We start from the raw sequence: 18,110 nt of genomic DNA on the forward strand, positions 1-18,110 counted from the left end.
GCCGCCCGCTCTCTCAGGGACGGTCAGAGCCGGCGGACGTGCCGCACCAGCATCGCCGGGGTCTCGCGGGCCCCTCGACCCTGCGGGGCCACGACGCCGGTGATCTCGACGTCGTCGCCCAGCTCGGCGGCGCTGTCGAACGGGCCGAGCAGCTCGAACCGCTCACCGGCGGCGTCGAGCTCGAGGAACCCCTCGCGCTGGGCGAGCACGAGCTTGCCCCGGCGGGTGACAGCGGTGAGCGGGTCGGCGAAGCCCGCCATGGTCTCGAACTGACTCCTCGTCATGAGCACTGAGTATGGAGGGCGGGTTCGGCCGCCGTCTGGGAAATGCCCGGATTGGTACCGGTGCTGGGGGTGAGCTGCCTCTCACGTGTCGTGGAACAGCGCGCTGACCGACTCGCCGTTGTGGATCCGGCGGATCGCCTCGGCCAGCAGCGGGGCCACCGACAGCACCGTCAGCTTCGGGTGGCCGGTGCCGTCGGCGAGTGGAACGGTGTTGGTGCAGACGATCTCCTCGACGTCGGGCTGGTCGCCGAGCCGCCGCAGAGCGTCGCCGGCGAACAGGCCGTGCGTGCAGGCGATGCGGATGGAGCGGGCGTCGCGTTCGCGCAGCCGGTCCATCAGCTCGATCAGCGTGCTGCCCTTCGCGATCTCGTCGTCGAGCACGATGATGTCGCGGCCCTCGACCTCGCCGATGATCGCGGTGATCGTCACCTTGTCGTCGGCGAAGCGCTGCTTGGCGCCGGCCGCGACGGGGACGCCGAGCATGCGGGCGAACGCCGACGCCGGCTTGGCGTTGCCGAGGTCGGGCGAGACGACGACGGTGTTGGAGAGGTCGCGCCCATGGAAGTGGGCGGCCAGCTCGCGCAGCGCGTGCAGCTGGTCGACCGGCACGCTGAAGAACCCGTGCACCTGCGGCGAGTGCAGCGTCATCGCCAGCACGCGGTTCGCGCCGGCCGTGACCAGCAGGTCCGCCATCAGCCGGCCGCCGATGGAGATGCGCGGAGCGTCCTTCTTGTCCGACCGCGCGTAGGCATAGTGCGGCATGACGACGGTGATCCGCGCGGCCGAGGCGCCCCGGGCGGCGTCGAGCATGAGCAACAGTTCGACCAGGTGCTCCTGCACAGGCGGGACGATCGGCTGGATCAGGAACACGTCGTGCTCGCGGCAGTTCGCCTGCAACTGCACCTCGAGGCAGTCGTTGGCGAAGCGCTGGATGCGGACCGGGTTGAGGGCGGCGCCGAGCTGGGCGCAGATCTCGGTGGCGAGTTCCGGGTGGGCGCTGCCACTGAACACGGCGATGTCTCGCATGGTCGGTGCCCTCTCTCGCGTCGAGTCGGCGTGGTTCGGGGGCGTCGTCGGCCGGCTGTGGCTGCCGCCGTCGTGAGCATCTCACACGTGCGGGACCCGGCCGTTGTGCGGAGCGACGATCGCCGCGACGATCTCACCGAGCTGCTCGACCTGCTCCGGGGTGAGCGGGTCGAACAGGATGCTGCGGACCTCGTCGACGTGGCCGGGCGCGGCCGCTGCCAGGACGGCGAAGCCGTCATCGGTGAGCGAGGCGACCGTGGTGCGGCCGTCGGTGTCGTGCTTGCGGCGGCGCACCCAGCCGGTCTGCTCCAGCCGTGACACGGCGTGCGACAGGCGGCTCGGCGACGAGCCGACCATGCGGGCCAGCTGCGACATCGTCAGCTCGCGGTTCGGCGCCTCGGAGAGCATGGCCAGGATCATGTAATAGGCGTGCGGCATGCCGGCGTCGCGCTGCAACTGCCGGTCCAGGGCCGCCCACAGCAGCTGGTTGGCCAGCAGGTAGGTCCGCCACACCTTCTGTTCGTCGTCACTCAGCCACCGCGTCGACTTCACGACGCACAGCATACGATGATGGTTGAGCGTTCAACTTTCCGCCCGGACGGGCGGCCGGCGAGGAGGAGAGACCGTGGAGGTCAGGGAGCTCGGGCACATCGTGCTGTACGTGCGGGACATCCAGCGCTCGGTCGCGTTCTACCGCGACGTGCTCGGCTGGCGGCAGGTGCTCCCGAAGCCCGGCGGTGACGGCGCCGGCCCGCTGCCGATGCCGTTCGCCATGTTCAACGCGCCGTCCGGCCGTACCCACCACGAGCTGTTGCTCATCGAGGTGGGTCCGGCCGCGGCGGCGCTGCCGGTCGGGCGCCGGGTCGGGCTGTACCACTTCGGGCTGAAGATCGGCACGTCCGACGACGAGCTGCGAGAAGCGCTGCGGACGCTGCAGGAGGCCGGCACGACGGTGCTCGGCGCGACCGACCACGTCGTCACGCACAGCCTCTACATCGCCGACCCGGACGGCAATGAGATCGAGCTGTACGTCGACGTGCCGGGCATGGACTGGGAGGACGCGGAGCTCCTGGCGTCGCCGCCCCGAGCGCTGCAGCTCTAGTGCCAGTTGCTGATCTGGACGTCGGCCGGCGCCGGCTTGCCGGTGCCGGTCTCGACCAGCTCCTTGAGGCTCATCAGGAACGTGGCCCACTTCGTGCTGCAGTGGTACATGAACTCGACCGGCTCCTTCCAGCCCTCGTGCCGGAACAGCACGATCGTGTAGTCGTCCTCCTGCTTGAGGTCGAACCGGACGTGTGTCCCGATCCACTCCTCGGGGCCGGCGACGACCTCCCAGTGCACGAGCTTCCCGGGCACGGTCTCGAGGACCTTCATGTCGAAGCCGTCCTCACCCTGCGGCAAGTCGAACCGGAACCGGATCACGTCGTCGCTGGCGTCGCTCGTCTTCTCCGTCCACCAGCCGACCAGCCCGTCGATCGTGGTCAGGGCCGTATAGACGGCGTCGGGCGACGCCGTCGCGCCGACGCGGTGCAGGATGTCCACCATCTCGATACCTCTTCCTTCGTGGGCGCCCGCGTTTCGGGCGCGGTTGGGTGGCGCCGCCACGGTCGTGACGGCGTGTGGTCGGTCTGTCGAGGTCAGCCCTGACGGCGGCGCTGGATCGCCTCGGAGATCCGCTTGATGCGATCGAGCCTGGCGTCCCAGGTGGCGCCGACGGACGTCAGCTGTGCGACCGCGCGGGCCAGTTGGGCCTCGTCGACGTCGTAGCGGCGCTCGCGGCCGGACGGGGTGCCATGCACCAGGCCGACCCGGTCGAGGACGCCGAGGTGCTTGGCGACCGCCTGCCGGGTGACCGGCAGCCGATCGCTCAGCGTCGTCGCCGTGCCGCCGCCGCCGGCCAGCAGCAGGTCGAGGATCCGTCGCCGGGTCGGGTCGCCGACCGCCGACCAGAGCTCGTCGTCGATCGCCTCGGTCACGGCGCAGACACCAGTCGGTCGATGTAGCCGACGAGGCGGGGCAGGAAGTAGTCCCAGCCGGTCAGGTGCTCGCGGTACCTCTCCTCGAGCACGGCACCCTCCCAGCCGCGCTCGCGGTACCCCGACTCGGTGAACCGCAGCAGCGTGCCCGCGCCGGACGGGACCAGGTCGAACGTCACCAGGAGCGAGTTGCCCGGCGCGGCGGCCACGTTCTCGTCATAGGCCCACCGGAAGGCGAACCGCCGCGGCGGTTCGGCCTCGACGACGGTGAGCGGCTGGACCTTGGCGTCCGGAGCGGACGGATCGCCGAACGTCACCGTCCCGGTGGCGCCGGCCACCGGCTCGAGCTTCGCCTCGTCGGGCCACCACTCCCGCAGGTGCTCGGGCGTGCTGATGACCTCGTAGACGATCTCGGGCGTGGCCTCGATGTGGATCTCCCGCTCGATGCTGCCGTATTCCATCGTGCTGTCCCGTTCTCTCGCAACCCTTGGTTGCGTATGACTGTAGGCCAAGTCGGAAGAGATGCGCAACCCTTGGTTGCGGTACGGCTTCGGCGGCTCGCTCACCACGACGCATGTGAGGCGCGTGGGATCTCGCTCGGCGGGTAAGCACCCCGGGTGCCGGTAGGGCATGGGACCGGCCGCCGAAGGGCGGCGGGCCGGCCGAGCCCGGAAGGATGTGAGCCGGATGGACATCACGCAATCGTGGAACGACGCGCTCGACGCCGTGATCACGTTCCTGCCGAGGTTCGCCGCGTTCCTGGTGATCCTCCTCATCGGCTGGCTCGTGGCGAAGGGGCTGCGCAAGCTGGTCGACGTCGTGCTCGAGCGGGTGGGCTTCGACCGCGCCGTGGAGCGCGGCGGTGTCAGAAGGGCTCTGGCGCAGTCGAAGTACGACGCCAGCGGCCTGATCGCGACGCTGGTCTACTACGCGGTGCTCCTGCTGGCGCTGCAGATGGCCTTCGGCGTCTTCGGGCCCAACCCGGTGAGCGACCTGCTGTCCGACATCGTGGCCTGGCTGCCGCAGGCGGTCGTCGCGGTCGTGATCGTCGTGGTGGCGACGGCGGTCGCCAGCGCCCTCGGCGACCTCGTCGGCAGCGCGCTGAGCTCGCTGAGCTACGGCCGGCTGGTCGCGAAGATCGTGCAGGTCTTCGTCATCGCCCTCGGTGTGATCGCCGCCTTGAACCAGGTCGGAGTCGCCACGACCGTGACCACTCCGGTGCTGATCGCCGTGCTGGCCGCGGTTGCCGGCGTCATCATCGTCGGTGTCGGTGGCGGAATGCTGCGGCCGATGGAGCAGCGCTGGGAGCGCTGGCTCAGCCGTGCGGAACGGGAGATCCCCGAGGCGCGGTCCCGCAGTGAGGCCTACCAGCGAGGCCGTGAGGACGCGCTGCGTGCGCACGAGACGCCGGCCGGCGTACCGCCGTCCGAGATGCCGCCCAGCGGGACGCCGTCGACGACGAGCGCGCCTCCGGCCGGCACCGGCCGGCCCACCGGCATGGAACCGGACACCGGCCGGTACCCGGGCGCGCCGCCGCGCGACTACCCGTAAGACCGGTGACGGCGCTGCTCAGGAGAGCGCGGCGTCGCCGTCCGAGATGCTGGCCATGACCCCGTCGGTCATGGCCAGCAGGCACACCCCGGCCAGTCGCAGGGTCACCCAGTCGTGGCCACCGGGCCGCCACCCGCGGTCGCGGGCGACGTCCTCGACGCCGCGTGCGTAATCGGCCAGTTCCACCGGGCCCAGCCCGTGGTCGCCGAGGATCAGGATGTCGCGGACGGCGGCGGCGTGCTGGTCGACCTCGGCGAGCAGTCCCGGCGCCCACTGCGACCTGGTCTCCATGCCGACCAGTGCAGCGAGCGACGAGAGCTCCCGCTGAGCGATGAGCCTTCTCCGCCGAGGCGCCAACCAGTTCATGGCTGCCCAGGGTACGAACACCGGTCCGCCGCCGAACGCCCGGGGCGGCTCAGGCGCCGATCGACAGGCTCGCGCGGCGAACCGGCGCCTCGCCGGAGGCGCTGACGCGGTTTCCGGACGGCTCGGCCGGCGGGCCGATGGTGAAGCCCAGCGCGCGCAGGAATGCCTGCCCGGTCGGCCAGGTGTCGTGCGCCGACGCCGTGACGGTGTCGAGGCCGCCCTCGCGGGCCTCGGTGAGCAGGACGTTCGCGACTGCGGTGCCGAGTCCGCGGCGGCGGTGCGACGGCGCGATCAGGAACAGGCCGACCGCGGCCGCGCCGCGGTGCGGGAACCCCAGCACGGCGTCGATCAGCCCGACGATCTTGTCGCCGTCGCGGATCGTGAACAGCCGCTTGTCCTCGAACGACGCTCCCTCGGGCAGCGCGTAGAACAGACTCTGCACGTCGCCGGGGGCCGACGGCGTGCCGTTGACGGCTTCGAACCAGTCGTCGCAGGCGGCGAAGAGCTCCAGGATCCCGGGCTCGTCGTCGGGCTCGATCTGCTCCCGGACGACGATGGGTCCGGCGTCGGTGGAGACGGTCCAGATCACGCCCTTCACCCTAGGACATAGGGCACTCCTGGGGCGGCGGCCGCGGCGGACCGCGGAACCGCCGCCGAGCGCCGGACGTCTGATCATCGTGAGGGAGAACCGGGTGCTGACAGCCGCCGCGCTGACGGCGATCCTGCTGCTGGCGGGGTGCGGCGACGACGTTCCGGCGACCGGCGGCGACGACCCGACGTCGTCGTCCACGCCGACCGGCGAACCCAGCGCCACGCCGACGCTGCCCACCGGCGAGCCGACCCTGCCGACGGACGACCCCACGGACCCGCCGACCAGCGTCCCCACCGATCCGGGGACGACGCCGCAGCCGACCCCGTCCGACACCCCGGTCCCTCAGCCCACGACGACGCCGGGCGTCACCCAGCTGACCGGATTCCCGGTGCCGGGTGTGGAGTCCGGCTGCTGGCTGCTCGACGGCTACCTGCTCCTGGGCGGCGACCAGGAGCTCATCGCGTCCGGCCGCGAGGTGCAGGTCACCGGCGCGGTCGAGGAGGGCGTCATGACCACGTGCCAGCAGGGCACGCCGTTCCGCGTCGACTCCGTCGTCGCCATCGAGCCCTGACGCAGGCCGCGCCCCGCCGGGACCCGGGGACGCGAAACGGCCGGGGCGGTCCGTGTGGACCACCCCGGCCGTTGCCGTGTGTTCGCCGCTGTGGTCAGGCGGCGCGCTGCACCTCGATACGGGTGGGCGAGGTGCCCGCGTACACACCGGACACCGTCACGGTCAGGACGCCGGCGTCGTAGCCGGCGCCGACGGCGCTCGGGTCGGCCGCGACCGGCAGTGCGACCGTACGGCGGAAGCTGCCGTACCGGACCTCACGGAACCGGCGGCCGTTGCCGTTCTCGTCGCGGACGTCCTTCCGCTCGCCGCGTACGACGAGCCGGCGCCCCTCGACCTCGACGGTGACGTCGTTCTCCGGGTCGAGGCCCGGGAGGTCGAAGCGGGCCACCAGGTCGTCGCCCTCACGAGCGACGTCGGCGGCGGGAGCGAAGCCCTTGACGGAGCCGGCGGGGACGGGCGCGTCCCAGAAGCTGCGGAACAGCCGGTCGACGTCGGCGAACGGTACGAGTGTGGTGCTCATGGCGACTCTCCTTCGTGGTCAAGTACCTGGGATCACCAGGTCTGACACCTATAACTTGAGTCGACCACACTCAATTCCCGCCGTTCGCCGTGGGCGATGCGGACCAGCCTAGGAGGGCCGGGTAGGCCGGCGATGAGAGGGGGCCGGAGGCCTCCTCGATATCGTCGGCGCTAGGCGCCGAGCCAGGGCGACCGTACCTACGGACATGCCCGGCCCGACGACATCCGAGGGACTAGACGGCGGCGCGGTGCCCGATGTGCACGCTGCGCGCGCTGAGCGAGTACACGTCGTCGCGGCGGCCGAGCCAGGCGTCGTCGCCGGGGTCGAGCAGGCGGTCCCAGGCCGCCTTGTCCGCCGGCCGCAGCTCACCGTCGGCGTGGGCGCGGTCGACGCGGTGGCGGAGGCTGAGCAGCACCGAGCGGAGGTCCGCCTCGCACAGCGGCACGGGCCGCTCGAGCGGGAACGTCTTGGTGGTGACGTCGACGAGGCCGGCGCGGCGCAGTGCGGTGAGCCAGCCGTATGGCATCGGGACGCTGCCCGGGACGCTGGCGCGCATGCGGGCGAACCAGCGGTCCTCGGCGGCGGCCAGGCGCACCTCCAGTCCGGGCTCGCCGACGCCGACGTCCCACGGCAGGTGCCGCGCGGGCAGGCCGCCCTCGGCCAGCGCCAGCCGGCCGCCGGGCGCCAGCAGCGCGGCCAGCGCGTCGATGGCCGCCTGCTGGTCGGCGAGGTGGTGGATCGACGACGACGCCCAGATGATGTCCGCGCCCCGGGCGACCACGGGCAGGACGGCGAGGTCGGTGTCGAGGTCGGCACGCAGCAGCCGGATGTGACCGTCGTCCACACCGGCCTCGACGATCCGCCGGCGCGCGGCGTCGAGCACGTCGCCGTCGCCGTCGACCCCGACGACGAACGCGGCCGGCGGCAGCGCGGCACCCAGCGCGACGGCCATGCCCGCGCCGCCGCAGCCGATGTCGACGGCCAGCCGGTCGCTCGGCCGGGCCAGCTCGCGGGCCACGGACGCGTACCAGGCGGCGTCGTCGGCCACGGCGGCACACAGCCACTCGGCCTCGTCGGCCCAGTTGATGACGATGGTGCTCTCACGGACGTTCATTGCTCGGCCCCCCTTGACGAGGCGCCGGTCGGCCGCGTGCTCAGCCGAGGTCCGACGCCGTTGTCAGCCTTGACCCATTGTGCGCCGCCCGGGCGCGGTCGGGAAGCCGTCATGGTTACCTCGCGTGCTTCGAGTCTGAGAATCAATCTCAGTTAAGCACGTACGGCGATGCCGGGGAAGGGGGTTTCGCGAGGAGGCGGGGCCGGGCGGGCTCAGCCGCAGCCGCAGGCACCGCCGCAGCAGCCCGTGCCGCCACCCGACGGTGCGGCGTCGGCCCTGCCGGCCAGGCCCACGGTGGTGAGCAGCTTCACGGTGTCGTCGTGCCCCGCCGGGCACGGTGCCGCGGCGCCTGAGTCGGCCATGGGCCGGACGACGTCGAAGGTGGAGCCGCAGGCGCGGCAGCGGAACTCGTAGGTCGGCACGTCATCGAGGATACCGGCCGGCGGCGCGGGCGGGAATGTCCCGGCCTCGTGGCGCGTTGTTGAGAACGACAATCAGAAGGAGGCTGTCGTGAAGAACCACATCCACCCCGACTACCGCCCGGTGGTCTACCGCGACGCCGACGCCGGCATGGCGTTCCTGACCCGCTCGACCGCCCGCACCGAGCAGACCGTCGTGTGGCAGGACGGGAACACCTACCCGGTCGTCGATGTGGAGATCTCGTCCGCGAGCCACCCGTTCTACACGGGCAAGACGCGGATCCTGGACTCCGCGGGCCAGGTGGAGAAGTTCCGCCGGCGCTACCGCGCGAGCTCGGCTGCCAGCTGAGCGGCGGGGGATGCCGTCCCCGCCCGCCTCGCTCGTTCCTCGCTCGGACGCCCGAGCCTACCCCTGCCGGCATCCCCTGCCGCCCAGCTCGGCCGCCTGAGTCAGCAGGTAGGACCGCTCCACTTCGTTGGCGGTCAACGCGGCGGCCTCCTCGTAGGAGGCCGCCGCTTCCGCATTCCGGCCCAGCCGCCGCAGCAGGTCGGCCCGGAGCGCCGGCACCCCGTAGTACTCGCCCAGCCGCGGGTCGGCGGCCAGCGCCGTCACCTCGTCCAGCGCCGCCGCCGGCCCCGTGACGTGCGACCGCGCGGCCGCCCGGGCCAACTCCGTCACCGGTGACGGCGCCGTCGCCAGCAGCAGGTCGTAGAGCGCGACGATCTGCGCCCAGTCGGTCGCCTCGTACGTCGGTGCCTCCGAGTGCACCGCCGCGATCGCCGCGTGCAGCGCGTACGGGCCGGCACGCCCCGGCATCGACCGCCGCATCGCCCGTGCGGCAAGCTCACAGCCCTGCTCGATCAGCCCGCGGTCCCACGCCGACCGGTCCTGGTCCGCCAGCAGAACCAGCCCGCCGCCGTCCAGCCGGGCCGCGCTCCGGGCCGCCGCCAGCCGCACCGTCGCCAGCAGGCCCAGCACCTCGGCCTCGTCCGGCATCAGGTCGGCCAGCACCTCGGCCAGCTCCGTCGCCGTCCGGACCAGCTCCGGCCGGCCGAGCGACTCGCCGCGCGACGCCGTGTGGCCCTCGGTGAGCAGCAGCGACACCACGGCCAGCACGGCCGGCAGCCGGTCCGGCAGCTCGTGCGCCGCCGGGACCTTGTACGGGATGCCGGCGGCCTGGATCTTCTTCTTCGCCCGGGTCAGCCGGGCCGCCATCGTCGGCTGCGACACCAGGAACAGCCGGGCGACGTCCGGCGTCGGCACGCCGCAGACCAGCCGCAGGGTCAGCGCGACCCGGGCCGGCAGCGACAGCGCCGGATGGCAGCAGGTGAAGACCAGCCGCAGCCGCTCGTCCTCGATCGGCTCGATGTCCATCGGTGCGTCCTCGCCGGGCACGATGAGCAGCGGCAGCTTGCGGGCCAGCGTCCGCTCGCGCCGCCGCGCGTCGAGGGCGCGGTTGCGGGCGACGGTCGTCAGCCAGGCGGTCGTGTCGTCCGGCACGCCCTGGACCGGCCAGAGCTCGACGGCCGCGGCGAACGCCTCCTGGACAGCGTCCTCCGCGGCGTCGAGGTCGCGCGTGACGCGCACCACCGTGGCCAGGACCCTCGCCCAGCCACGGCGGTGCGCGTCGGCGACCGCGTCGGTCAGTTCGTCGCGTCCCACAGCGGCCGGATCTCCGTGCCGGTGCCGGTCGGGCAGCGCCGGGCGATCTCGACGGCGTCGTCGAGATCGGCGGCCTCGACGACGTAGAAGCCGGCGAGGTTCTCCTTCAGTTCGACGTACGGGCCGTCCGTCACCAGCATGTCCTGATCAGGGCCGGCCGGCCGCAAGGTGGTGGCCGTCGTCGACGGCCGCAGCGCCGCGCCGGAGTGCTCGATGCCGCGGCTGTCCAGGTAGGCGATGAACGCCGCGTGCTCGTCCAGGGCCGCCGTGCGCTCGGCTTCCGGAACCGCGTCCCAGTCGGTGTCCGGCTCGAACAGCATGAGCATGTACTTCATGACGCCTCGTCCTTCCGTCTCGGTGGCTGTCTATCACCGTTGACGAACGAGGCGCCCCGGAATCGACATAGGCTCGGCGGCAACGACTGGAGGTGTGATGAGCGAGCAGGTCGATGTGGTCGTACTCGGGCTCGGCGTCGGTGGCGAGCAGGTCGCCGGATCGCTCGCCGAGGCGGGTCTGAACGTGGTCGGCATCGAGGGTCACCTGGTCGGTGGCGAGTGCCCCTACTACGGCTGCGTCCCGACCAAGATGATGATCCGAGCGGCCGATCTGCTGGCCGAGGCGCGGCGGGTCGACGGCATGTCTGGCCACGCCGACGTCAGGCCGGACTGGGGCCCGGTGGCCGCGCGGATCCGCGACGAGGCCACCGACGACTGGAACGACCAGGTCGCCGTCGATCGCCTCACCGGCAAGGGCGGCCTGTTCGTGCGCGGCTGGGGCCGGCTCTCCGGTCCGGGCCGGGTCGAGGTCGGGGGGACGGTGTACGACGCGAGCCGCGGGGTCGTCATCGGCACTGGCACGGCGCCGACGGTGCCGCCCATCGACGGTCTGGCGGAGACGCCGTACTGGACCAACCGCGACGCCGTCCAGGCCAAGGAGCTGCCGGCCTCGCTGCTGGTGCTCGGCGGCGGCGCCATCGGGCTCGAGTTCGCGCAGGCGCTGGTCCGGTTCGGCGTGCGGGTCACGGTCATCGAGATGGCCGACCGGCTGGTCTCCATCGAGGAGCCGGAGTCCTCCGAGCTGGCCGCCCGCGTGCTGGCCGCCGACGGCGTCGACGTCCGGGTAGGCGCCGGGGCGCGGGGGGTGCGGCACGACGGCGAGGAGTTCACCGTCACGCTCGACGACGGCACCGAGCTGAGCGGCGAGAAGCTGCTGGTCGCGGTCGGGCGCCACAGCGACCTGTCGGTTCTCGGCGTCGATACCGTCGGGCTGGACCCGTCGGCCCGGTTCCTCCAGGTCGACGACCACCTCCGGGCCGGCGAGAAGCTGTGGGGCGTCGGGGATGTCACGGGGCACGGCGCGTTCACGCACCTGGCCACGTACCAGGCCGACATCGTCACCCGCGACATCCTCGGTCAGGACGGCCCGCCGGCCGACTACCGCGCGCTGCCCCGGGTGACCTTCATGGACCCCGAGATCGGCGCCGTCGGCCTCACCGAGGCGCAGGCGCGCGACCAGGGACTCGACGTACGGACCGGCAGCACGCAGGTCCCGTCGACGTCACGCGGCTGGATCCACAAGGCCGGCAACGACGGCTTCATCAAGCTGGTCGCCGACGCCGGCGAGGGTGTCCTTGTGGGCGCCACGTCGGCCGGGCCGACCGGCGGTGAGGTGCTGGGCGCGCTGGCGGTCGCGGTGCACGGCAGAGTGCCGGTCGAGCGGCTGCGGCACATGATCTACGCGTACCCGACCATCCACCGCGGTATCCAAGACGCCCTGCGCGAGCTGGGCTAGCGGGGTTCCGCCGACCGCGAGGTCCCAACGCGGCGGCGAGTCCCGGAAGGGAAAGGGGAATCGCCGCCGGTGGTCAGGACAGCCACGCCATCGGGTCGGTGAACTCGCCGTTCACCAGCACCTCGAAGTGCAGGTGACAGCCGGTCGACGACCCGGTGGTGCCGACCCGGCCGATGAGGTCGCCGGCCGCCACGGTCTGCCCCGGGCTGGAGCTGAACGCCGACAGGTGGTTGTACGTCGTCGTGACGTCCATGCCGTCGATCTCGCCGTGCGCGATCTCGATGCGGTTGCCGTAGGCGCCCTCGTAACCGGTCGACTCGACGGTGCCGGGATAGGCCGCGTACACCGGAGAGCCGCACGACGCCCCGAAGTCGGTGCCGCTGTGCAGCTTGTACACACCGGTCAGCGGGTGCACCCGCATGCCGTACGGCGACGTGACGCTGCCGCTCGACGGGCGCTGGAAGACGCCGTCGCCGCTAGGTGGAGGTGCCTCGGTGGAGCCTTCGTCGCGGTCGCCGCGGTCGGGCTGGTTCTCGGCCTCCTCGCGCTCCTGGGCCGCGCGCTCAGCCTCGGCGTGCATCTCGCGCATCTGCTGCAGCTGCTCGCTGGCTGCGGCGGTCGCCGCCGACGCATCGTCGAGAGCGGCGGTGGCCTGCTCGGCCAGCTCGGTGGCGGCGGCGGCGGACTCCGCCGCTGCGGCCGCGTGGCCGTCGGCCCGGCTGGCGGCGTCGGTGGCGTTGGCACGCGACTCCGCCGCCTGCGCGAGCACGCCGTCCTGGACCCGCATGAGCTCCGACACGCCGGTCGACCGGGCCTGGAACTCGTCAGGGTCGGCGATGCCGAGCTGCATGAGGCCGGTGAGCTCGGAGTTGTTCATGTACGCGTGCGCGGCCAGCCGGCCCAGCGTCTCGCGGGCGTTCTCAGCCGCCGCGGCGGCGGCGGTGCTCTCGCCACGCGCCCGCTCAGCACGGGCGGCCGACTGCTCGGCAACGGTCCGGGCGTTGGCGGCGGCCTGGCTGGCCTGCTCGGCGCGTTGCTGGGCGGCCTGCTCGGCCTGCTGCGCCTCGGTGAACGCCGCCTGCGCGGCCTCGAGGTCGGCCTGAGCCTCCTCGACCGAGGGAACGGTGGACGCTGCTCGGAGATCGGGCGCTGCCGTCGAGGACGTCATTCCCCAGGTGAGACATCCGGCGGTGACAGCTGCGGCCACGATCGGCCCCAGAGATCGTCTCCTCACTCGGGGCCCTTCCTGTCTGCGGTCATCGGCGGCTACTGTAAGCGGGCTTTGCCCGATATACAACCAATGGCTGTAGTGGCAGGAGGCACACATGCTCGACGCCGGAGCCGAGTTGGAGACCGCTCTGCGCCCTCTGACCTGGCCCGATGCCGAGCTCGTCGCCGGTGGCGGCAACTACCTGCGCACCGCTGGAACCTGGGTCTACACGGCCACCAGGAGGCCGGTCCCGGGAGCCGAGGACGTGACGTTCGGCCGCCGCTACGCAGGCGCCCCGCGGGTCACCCGGGACGACGGCGAGTTCGTCCTGCTGGACCGCGACTGGCTGGAGGGTCCCGACGCGCGCCCGGAGCTGCGCTGGTGTATCCCGCTGGGAACGCTCGACGCCGCGTCGCCCACAGTGGGCGTGCCGGTGGACGAGATCCTGGCCCGCTCCACGGTCGTCGTGGGTCTCTGGGCGCCGGAGCTCGATCCGGCGGCCCTCCTGACGGCATCGACGATCGCCCGCGTGCTCGGCGTCACCCGCAGCACCGTCAACGCCTACCACGCCCGCCACCAGATGCCGCCGCCCGTCGTGACGCTGAACCAGCGGGTGCCGCTGTGGACCCGGCCGGTCATCGATCACTGGGCCGCCCGCCAGACCAGGCGCCGCCGGCCGCTCGTCCCCTGATCGACGGGTCCGATGGCCGTCGGGCTAGGCGTGTTCGCGGTTACGAGCAATGCATGCCTGGTGAAGCGAACACCCGTGCTTGACGTGATCAACTCGCGGCCGGAGAAGATGATCGAATAAGTCGACGGGCTTATACGCGATTGTTTTCTAGATCACCACGATCCTCTCGTCCGAGTACTCCATCGGGTGTTCGGACCATATTGCTCCAAGATCCGACATACGTCGCGATGCGTACCTAGTCTGCGAGAGAACCGCTGGTGAACGGGGTGTTCGCCGCCGGCAGGCCAGACGCGAGGGAGCCTGATGAACGAGCCGTCGATGCATGTGCGGACCGAGCCCGCCCGAAACCGATTCGTGGCCGTCCGTCCGGCCACGGTGACGCTTCCGGCGCCGCCGCGGCGTACGCCGGAGGCGTCATTGCGCTTCCCGTCTGCCCTGGAGCCGGCCGCCACTCCGGCCATGCCGGACCGCCGCCGGCTGCCCGCCGGCGACCGTGCCGCTCTGCTGATCGGCACGGCCGTCCACGACCACGCCGGCTATCCGCTGCTGCCGACGGCGGCGGCCGGGCTGCGGCAGTTGCGGCAGGTCCTTGAGCGTGCCGACGTGGGCATGGTCGACACGTGCGAGGTGGTCGCCGACGGCAGCCGCGGCGAGATCATGCGGGCGGTCGAGACGTTCCTCGACGAGCGCGCGCTGGCCGACACCGTGCTGGTGTACCTGACCGGCTACGCGCAGGTGTCGGGCGCCGACGGACGGCTCTATCTCGCCGCCGCCGACACCGATCCCGCGGACCTCGAGCGCACCGCCGTCCCGGCCGACTTCCTTCGCGACCAGCTGCAGGAGTGCCGGGCGGCCAGCAAGGTCGTGCTGCTCGACGCGTGCCTGCCGGGCCCGGAGACCGACCGGTTCGCCGTCCAGCGCCGGCAGGTCATGCTCGAGCCGGCCGGCGTCTACGTCATCTCGGCATCGCCGGCCCCGCAGCCCGCGGCCGCCATGGCCGAGCCGATCCCGCAGCTGGGCACGTCCCGGTTCACCGGCGAGATCGTCGAGGGCCTGCGCACCGGCCGGGTGAAGGACGGCCTGGGTCCGTGGGTCACGGCCGACGACCTCGCCATGTACCTGACCGCGAAGCTCACCGCGCAGGGCGTGCCGGCCGAGCAGCTGCCGGCCACGTCGACGCTGGCCGTCACCGGCAACCACGTCATCGCCCGGTCGGCGGTGCGGGCGCTCAGCCTGCTCGACGGCACCGGCCGGCGCGAGAGCCGTGACGGCCGCGGCACGCCGGCCGGCGAGGGCGGGGCCGTCGCCGTCGCCACGCCAGGGACCGCGGACGCGGCCGGCGGCGCCGGTGCGCCGGGCGGCGACCACGGTGACCAGGTCGCCGACCCCGGCTGGCGCGAGGTCATCGCCTACTACCGCGCCTGCCTGGCCGAGGCGCCGTCGCCTGAGGCGCTGCCGGTGCGCGGCGCTGAGTCCATCGACTGGTTTCCGATGACCGACGGCGCCGAGGTGCTGATCAGCGGCGCCGAGGCGACGACGCTCGCGCCGGCCGGCGTCGACACGTTCGACTGGAAGGAGCGTGACGTCTGGTACGGGTACCCGGTCGTCACGCTCGCCGGCGCCGGCCGCCGGAACTCGGGCGACCCGCTGGCGCAGTCCACGGTCGCGCCGCTGCTGGTCCGCCGGGCCGAGGTCACCGTCGACGCCCGCGGTGCCGCCGCACTGCGTCCGATCGGGCCGGTGCTCCCGCACACCGGCATCCTGCAGGCCTGCCTGGACGACCAGGAGGCGGCCAGCGTTCTGGCGGCCTGGCGGCAGAGCTGGAAGCCCGGCGACCGCGACCAGCTGCTGGTGGCGATCCGGCAGCTGCTGAAGCGGCTGGGCCTGGAGGAGCTGAGCCGGCTCGACCCGGCGGTGCTCGGCGCCGTCGACCAGAAGACCGCCAACCGCACCGGCGTGCACAACACTGCCTGCGTCCTGTACGTGGAGTCCGAGCGCGCCGCGCAGCAGGCCGTCTCCGCCGAGCTCGCCGAGCTGGGGGAGCGGCTGCCCGACGTGCCCGGCACTGCGCTGGAGTTCCTCGGCAAGCCGGTCGGCTGGCGGACGACGACCCGCACCGCCGTCGCGCCCGTGCTGCCGGTCGAGCTGAACGAGAGCCAGGAGGCCGTGCTGACGGCGGCCATGTCGCGGCCGCTCACCGTCGTCACGGCGCCGCCGGGGACCGGCAAGGACGACCTGCTCGTGGATGTCGTCGCCACCGCGGTCGCCGCCGGGCAGAAGGTGCTGGTCGCCTCGGCCGACGACGCCGCGCTGCAGCGGCTGGCCGACCGGTGCGGCACGCTCGCCACCGGCCTGCTGATCAAGACCGGCGACGCGCAGGCTCGGGCCGAGGAGAAGCAGATCGTCCGCGAGCTGCTCCGCTCGACCAAGGACGAGTCGCGCGGCCGCATCCGCGGCGCCGTCGCCGCCGAGCTCGCTGCCGCCCAGGCGCAGGTCCGGGCCTGGCGCGACCGGTTGGTCGAGCGGAACGACCTCGAGACGCTGCTGCGCAAGACCACCGCCGCGCGGACCACCGCGGCCGAGCGGCTGGGGGTGCCGGTCGACGTGCTGGCCGCCGCCTGGCGCGGCGACGACGCCGGGCTGGCCGACTGGATCGAACGGGCGCGGACGCTCACCGAGACCCACCTGATGGGCGGGCTGCGCCGGCGCAACCTGGTGCTTGCCTTCCTGCGCGCCATCGCCGACGCCGGTACGGACGCCGACGCCGCCCGCGAGCCGCTGCTCGACCCGGTCGCCTTCGACTCGCTGCTGCTGTTCGCGCGGGCCGAGGAGCGGCTGCGCGAGGACCGGCGCGAGGTGCTCGCCGTCAGCGACGACGCCCTGGACCTCGAGGGCCGCGAGCTGTCCGCACGGGTGGCCGAGCTGTCCACGGAGCTGCTCACCGTCGTCGTCGCGGAGCAGGCCGGCACCGCCCGCGAGCGGCTCGAGGCGCGTCGCATCGCGCTGGAGCCTGGCGGGCGGAACCGCCAGGTCAGCCACCGCGAGCTGCTCAGCCACCTCGGCGGCTGGGCCGTCACGCCGCAGGACGCCGGGCAGCTGGCCCTGGAGCCAGGCATGTTCGACCTGGTGGTCATCGACGACGCGCACCACTGCCCGGTCTCCGCCGCGCTGCCGCTACTGTTCCGCGCCCGTCGCGCGCTGGTCGTCGGCGACCCGCGGCAGCGGTTGCGCGCACCCGCGCTCAGCGACCACCGGCTGCGCCGCGCCCGCCGCGGCGCTGGGCTCAGCGCCGGCTTCCTCGCCGAGCGGCGGCTGTCGTTCCGCGGCGACTCCGTCTTCGATGCCGCGCTGCCCAACGTCGAGGAGCCGCTGCTGCTCGACGAGCACAACGGCGCGCACCCGGGCATCGCCCGCATCATCGATGAGCACTTCTACGAGGGCCGGCTGACGGTCGTCACCGACGTCGGCGCGCTGCCGCGGGCGCATGACGCCGAGACCGGCGACGCGACGCTGCTGCTCTGGGAGGACGTCACCGGCACGCCCGAACGCGGCACCAACGGCGGGTCCTGGCGCAACCAGGCCGAGATCGACCGCGTCGTGTGGGCGGTCAAGGAGCTGCGCGACCAGCTCCCGGACGACGCCACGGTCGCCGTCGTCACCCCGTTCCGGGCGCAGGCCGAGGAGCTGCGATCGCTGTTCCGGTTCGAGCCGGTGCCGGTGTCTTGCGTGGCCGACGGCGACCCGGTCGACTGCGACGCCGTCGTGCTGTCGCTGGTCGCCGGTGAGGGGATGCCGGAGCAGACGGTCCGCTGGGCGCAGGGCCAGGCGGAGCTGTGGAGCGCGGCGCTCGGCCGCACCCGTGCGCACGTCGTCACCGTAGGGCAGCATGGGTTCTGGTCGCGGCAGGCCGGGCTGCCGGCGCTGCTGGCCCGGATGTCCGCCGTTCGGTCCTTCCACGTCCGCCCCAACCCGGCGGCGCCGCTGGAGTCGGCCGTCTTCACCGACCCGCTGGTCGAGCTGCTGTGCCAGCGGCTGGCCGCGGCCGGGCACACCGAGGCCGAGCCGAACGCCGTCGTCGACGGCTACCGCGTCGATGTGCTGGTGCGGACCCCGTCGAGCAGCACCGCCGTGCTGCTCGACCGCGGCTGGCCGGGCGAGGACGCCGCCCGGCACTTGCGGCTGCTGCTGCGCCGGCGCCGGCTGCTGACCGGGCTGGTGCCGGAGTCGGGGCTGCCGCCGGTGACCCGGGTGCTGCGGGTGCCGACGTGGCAGGTTCGCTCCGGGGAGCCGATCGACGGGTTGCTCGACTGACCGTTTGCGGCAGGTTTGTCTAGAA

Annotated in this window: 21 protein-coding genes; 7 read left to right on the forward strand and 14 right to left on the reverse strand. The window is 72.9% G+C overall.

Annotation, left to right across the window (positions count from 1 at the left end):
* Positions 1–23: 23 nt before the first annotated feature.
* The 3 genes from E1262_RS24120 to E1262_RS24130 form a co-directional block, all read right to left on the reverse strand.
* Positions 24–284, reverse strand: a complete 261-nt coding sequence (locus tag E1262_RS24120; RefSeq protein WP_132106425.1) for a hypothetical protein — start codon at positions 282–284, stop codon at positions 24–26.
* Positions 285–365: 81 nt separating this feature from the next.
* Positions 366–1,310, reverse strand: coding sequence for a ribose-phosphate diphosphokinase (locus E1262_RS24125; RefSeq protein WP_132106427.1), 945 nt, complete (start codon positions 1,308–1,310; stop codon positions 366–368).
* Between the two features lie 81 nt (positions 1,311–1,391).
* Positions 1,392–1,862 (reverse strand): MarR family winged helix-turn-helix transcriptional regulator, encoded by a 471-nt coding sequence (locus E1262_RS24130; protein ID WP_132106429.1) that lies wholly within the window; start codon positions 1,860–1,862, stop codon positions 1,392–1,394.
* A 73-nt stretch (positions 1,863–1,935) separates the two neighbouring features.
* Here E1262_RS24130 and E1262_RS24135 point away from each other — a divergent pair, with 73 nt between their 5' ends.
* A complete protein-coding gene (locus tag E1262_RS24135) occupies positions 1,936–2,412 on the forward strand; it encodes a VOC family protein (RefSeq protein ID WP_132106431.1) in 477 nt (158 codons plus the stop codon).
* Here E1262_RS24135 and E1262_RS24140 read toward each other — a convergent pair.
* The 3 genes from E1262_RS24140 to E1262_RS24150 all read right to left on the reverse strand — a co-directional run bounded on the left by E1262_RS24140 (position 2,409) and on the right by E1262_RS24150 (position 3,747).
* The gene (locus E1262_RS24140) at positions 2,409–2,855 is read right to left on the reverse strand and encodes an SRPBCC family protein (RefSeq protein ID WP_132106433.1); all 447 of its coding nucleotides are present in this window, start codon (positions 2,853–2,855) and stop codon (positions 2,409–2,411) included. The two genes, E1262_RS24135 and E1262_RS24140, sit on opposite strands and share 4 nt — an antisense overlap.
* 92 nt (positions 2,856–2,947) lie before the next feature.
* Positions 2,948–3,286, reverse strand: coding sequence for an ArsR/SmtB family transcription factor (locus E1262_RS24145; RefSeq protein WP_132106434.1), 339 nt, complete (start codon positions 3,284–3,286; stop codon positions 2,948–2,950).
* Entirely contained in the window at positions 3,283–3,747 is a 465-nt protein-coding gene (locus E1262_RS24150) for an SRPBCC domain-containing protein (protein ID WP_132106436.1), read from the reverse strand. The genes E1262_RS24145 and E1262_RS24150 overlap by 4 nt, the downstream gene beginning before the upstream one ends.
* 226 nt (positions 3,748–3,973) lie before the next feature.
* Between E1262_RS24150 and E1262_RS24155 the strand changes: the two genes are divergently transcribed.
* The gene (locus E1262_RS24155; protein ID WP_132106438.1) at positions 3,974–4,837 is read left to right on the forward strand and encodes a mechanosensitive ion channel family protein; all 864 of its coding nucleotides are present in this window, start codon (positions 3,974–3,976) and stop codon (positions 4,835–4,837) included.
* A gap of 18 nt (positions 4,838–4,855) precedes the next feature.
* Here the strand turns inward: E1262_RS24155 and E1262_RS24160 are convergent, their stop codons facing one another.
* Together E1262_RS24160 and E1262_RS24165 are read right to left on the reverse strand one after the other, a co-directional pair.
* Positions 4,856–5,128, reverse strand: coding sequence for a DUF6401 family natural product biosynthesis protein (locus E1262_RS24160; RefSeq protein ID WP_203454335.1), 273 nt, complete (start codon positions 5,126–5,128; stop codon positions 4,856–4,858).
* A gap of 124 nt (positions 5,129–5,252) precedes the next feature.
* On the reverse strand, positions 5,253–5,792 hold the full coding sequence (locus tag E1262_RS24165) for a GNAT family N-acetyltransferase (protein ID WP_162606050.1): 540 nt from the start codon (positions 5,790–5,792) through the stop codon (positions 5,253–5,255).
* Positions 5,793–5,895: 103 nt separating this feature from the next.
* On the opposite strand from E1262_RS24165, the gene E1262_RS24170 reads away from it, so the two are divergent.
* Positions 5,896–6,366: a hypothetical protein gene (locus tag E1262_RS24170; RefSeq protein WP_132106444.1), complete on the forward strand. Its 471-nt coding sequence runs from the start codon at positions 5,896–5,898 to the stop codon at positions 6,364–6,366.
* 94 nt (positions 6,367–6,460) lie between these two features.
* Here the strand turns inward: E1262_RS24170 and E1262_RS24175 are convergent, their stop codons facing one another.
* From E1262_RS24175 to E1262_RS24185, 3 genes are all read right to left on the reverse strand, one after another.
* Positions 6,461–6,886, reverse strand: a complete 426-nt coding sequence (locus E1262_RS24175) for an Hsp20/alpha crystallin family protein (protein WP_132106446.1) — start codon at positions 6,884–6,886, stop codon at positions 6,461–6,463.
* Positions 6,887–7,118: 232 nt separating this feature from the next.
* Positions 7,119–8,000, reverse strand: a complete 882-nt coding sequence (locus E1262_RS24180) for a methyltransferase (RefSeq protein WP_132106448.1) — start codon at positions 7,998–8,000, stop codon at positions 7,119–7,121.
* A 212-nt stretch (positions 8,001–8,212) separates the two neighbouring features.
* Positions 8,213–8,422, reverse strand: coding sequence for an FmdB family zinc ribbon protein (locus E1262_RS24185; protein ID WP_132106450.1), 210 nt, complete (start codon positions 8,420–8,422; stop codon positions 8,213–8,215).
* Between the two features lie 88 nt (positions 8,423–8,510).
* Here E1262_RS24185 and E1262_RS24190 point away from each other — a divergent pair, with 88 nt between their 5' ends.
* Positions 8,511–8,768, forward strand: coding sequence for a type B 50S ribosomal protein L31 (locus tag E1262_RS24190; RefSeq protein ID WP_132106452.1), 258 nt, complete (start codon positions 8,511–8,513; stop codon positions 8,766–8,768).
* A 57-nt stretch (positions 8,769–8,825) separates the two neighbouring features.
* Here the strand turns inward: E1262_RS24190 and E1262_RS24195 are convergent, their stop codons facing one another.
* Positions 8,826–10,082: an RNA polymerase sigma factor gene (locus E1262_RS24195; protein WP_132106454.1), complete on the reverse strand. Its 1,257-nt coding sequence runs from the start codon at positions 10,080–10,082 to the stop codon at positions 8,826–8,828.
* Positions 10,064–10,417: a YciI family protein gene (locus E1262_RS24200; RefSeq protein ID WP_132106456.1), complete on the reverse strand. Its 354-nt coding sequence runs from the start codon at positions 10,415–10,417 to the stop codon at positions 10,064–10,066. The genes E1262_RS24195 and E1262_RS24200 overlap by 19 nt, the downstream gene beginning before the upstream one ends.
* Positions 10,418–10,514: 97 nt before the next feature.
* On the opposite strand from E1262_RS24200, the gene E1262_RS24205 reads away from it, so the two are divergent.
* Positions 10,515–11,873, forward strand: coding sequence for a dihydrolipoyl dehydrogenase family protein (locus E1262_RS24205; RefSeq protein ID WP_132106458.1), 1,359 nt, complete (start codon positions 10,515–10,517; stop codon positions 11,871–11,873).
* A gap of 73 nt (positions 11,874–11,946) precedes the next feature.
* On the opposite strand, the gene E1262_RS24210 is transcribed toward E1262_RS24205, so the two are convergent.
* Positions 11,947–13,041 (reverse strand): M23 family metallopeptidase, encoded by a 1,095-nt coding sequence (locus E1262_RS24210; RefSeq protein WP_132106460.1) that lies wholly within the window; start codon positions 13,039–13,041, stop codon positions 11,947–11,949.
* 157 nt (positions 13,042–13,198) lie between these two features.
* On the opposite strand from E1262_RS24210, the gene E1262_RS24215 reads away from it, so the two are divergent.
* Both E1262_RS24215 and E1262_RS24220 read left to right on the forward strand, forming a co-directional pair.
* Entirely contained in the window at positions 13,199–13,774 is a 576-nt protein-coding gene (locus E1262_RS24215; protein WP_132106462.1) for a helix-turn-helix transcriptional regulator, read from the forward strand.
* Positions 13,775–14,077: 303 nt separating this feature from the next.
* The gene (locus E1262_RS24220; RefSeq protein ID WP_132106464.1) at positions 14,078–18,085 is read left to right on the forward strand and encodes an AAA domain-containing protein; all 4,008 of its coding nucleotides are present in this window, start codon (positions 14,078–14,080) and stop codon (positions 18,083–18,085) included.
* Positions 18,086–18,110 lie beyond the last annotated feature (25 nt).

This window comes from Jiangella aurantiaca (genome assembly GCF_004349105.1).
In the GTDB taxonomy this organism is placed as follows: Bacteria; Actinomycetota; Actinomycetes; order Jiangellales; family Jiangellaceae; genus Jiangella; species Jiangella aurantiaca.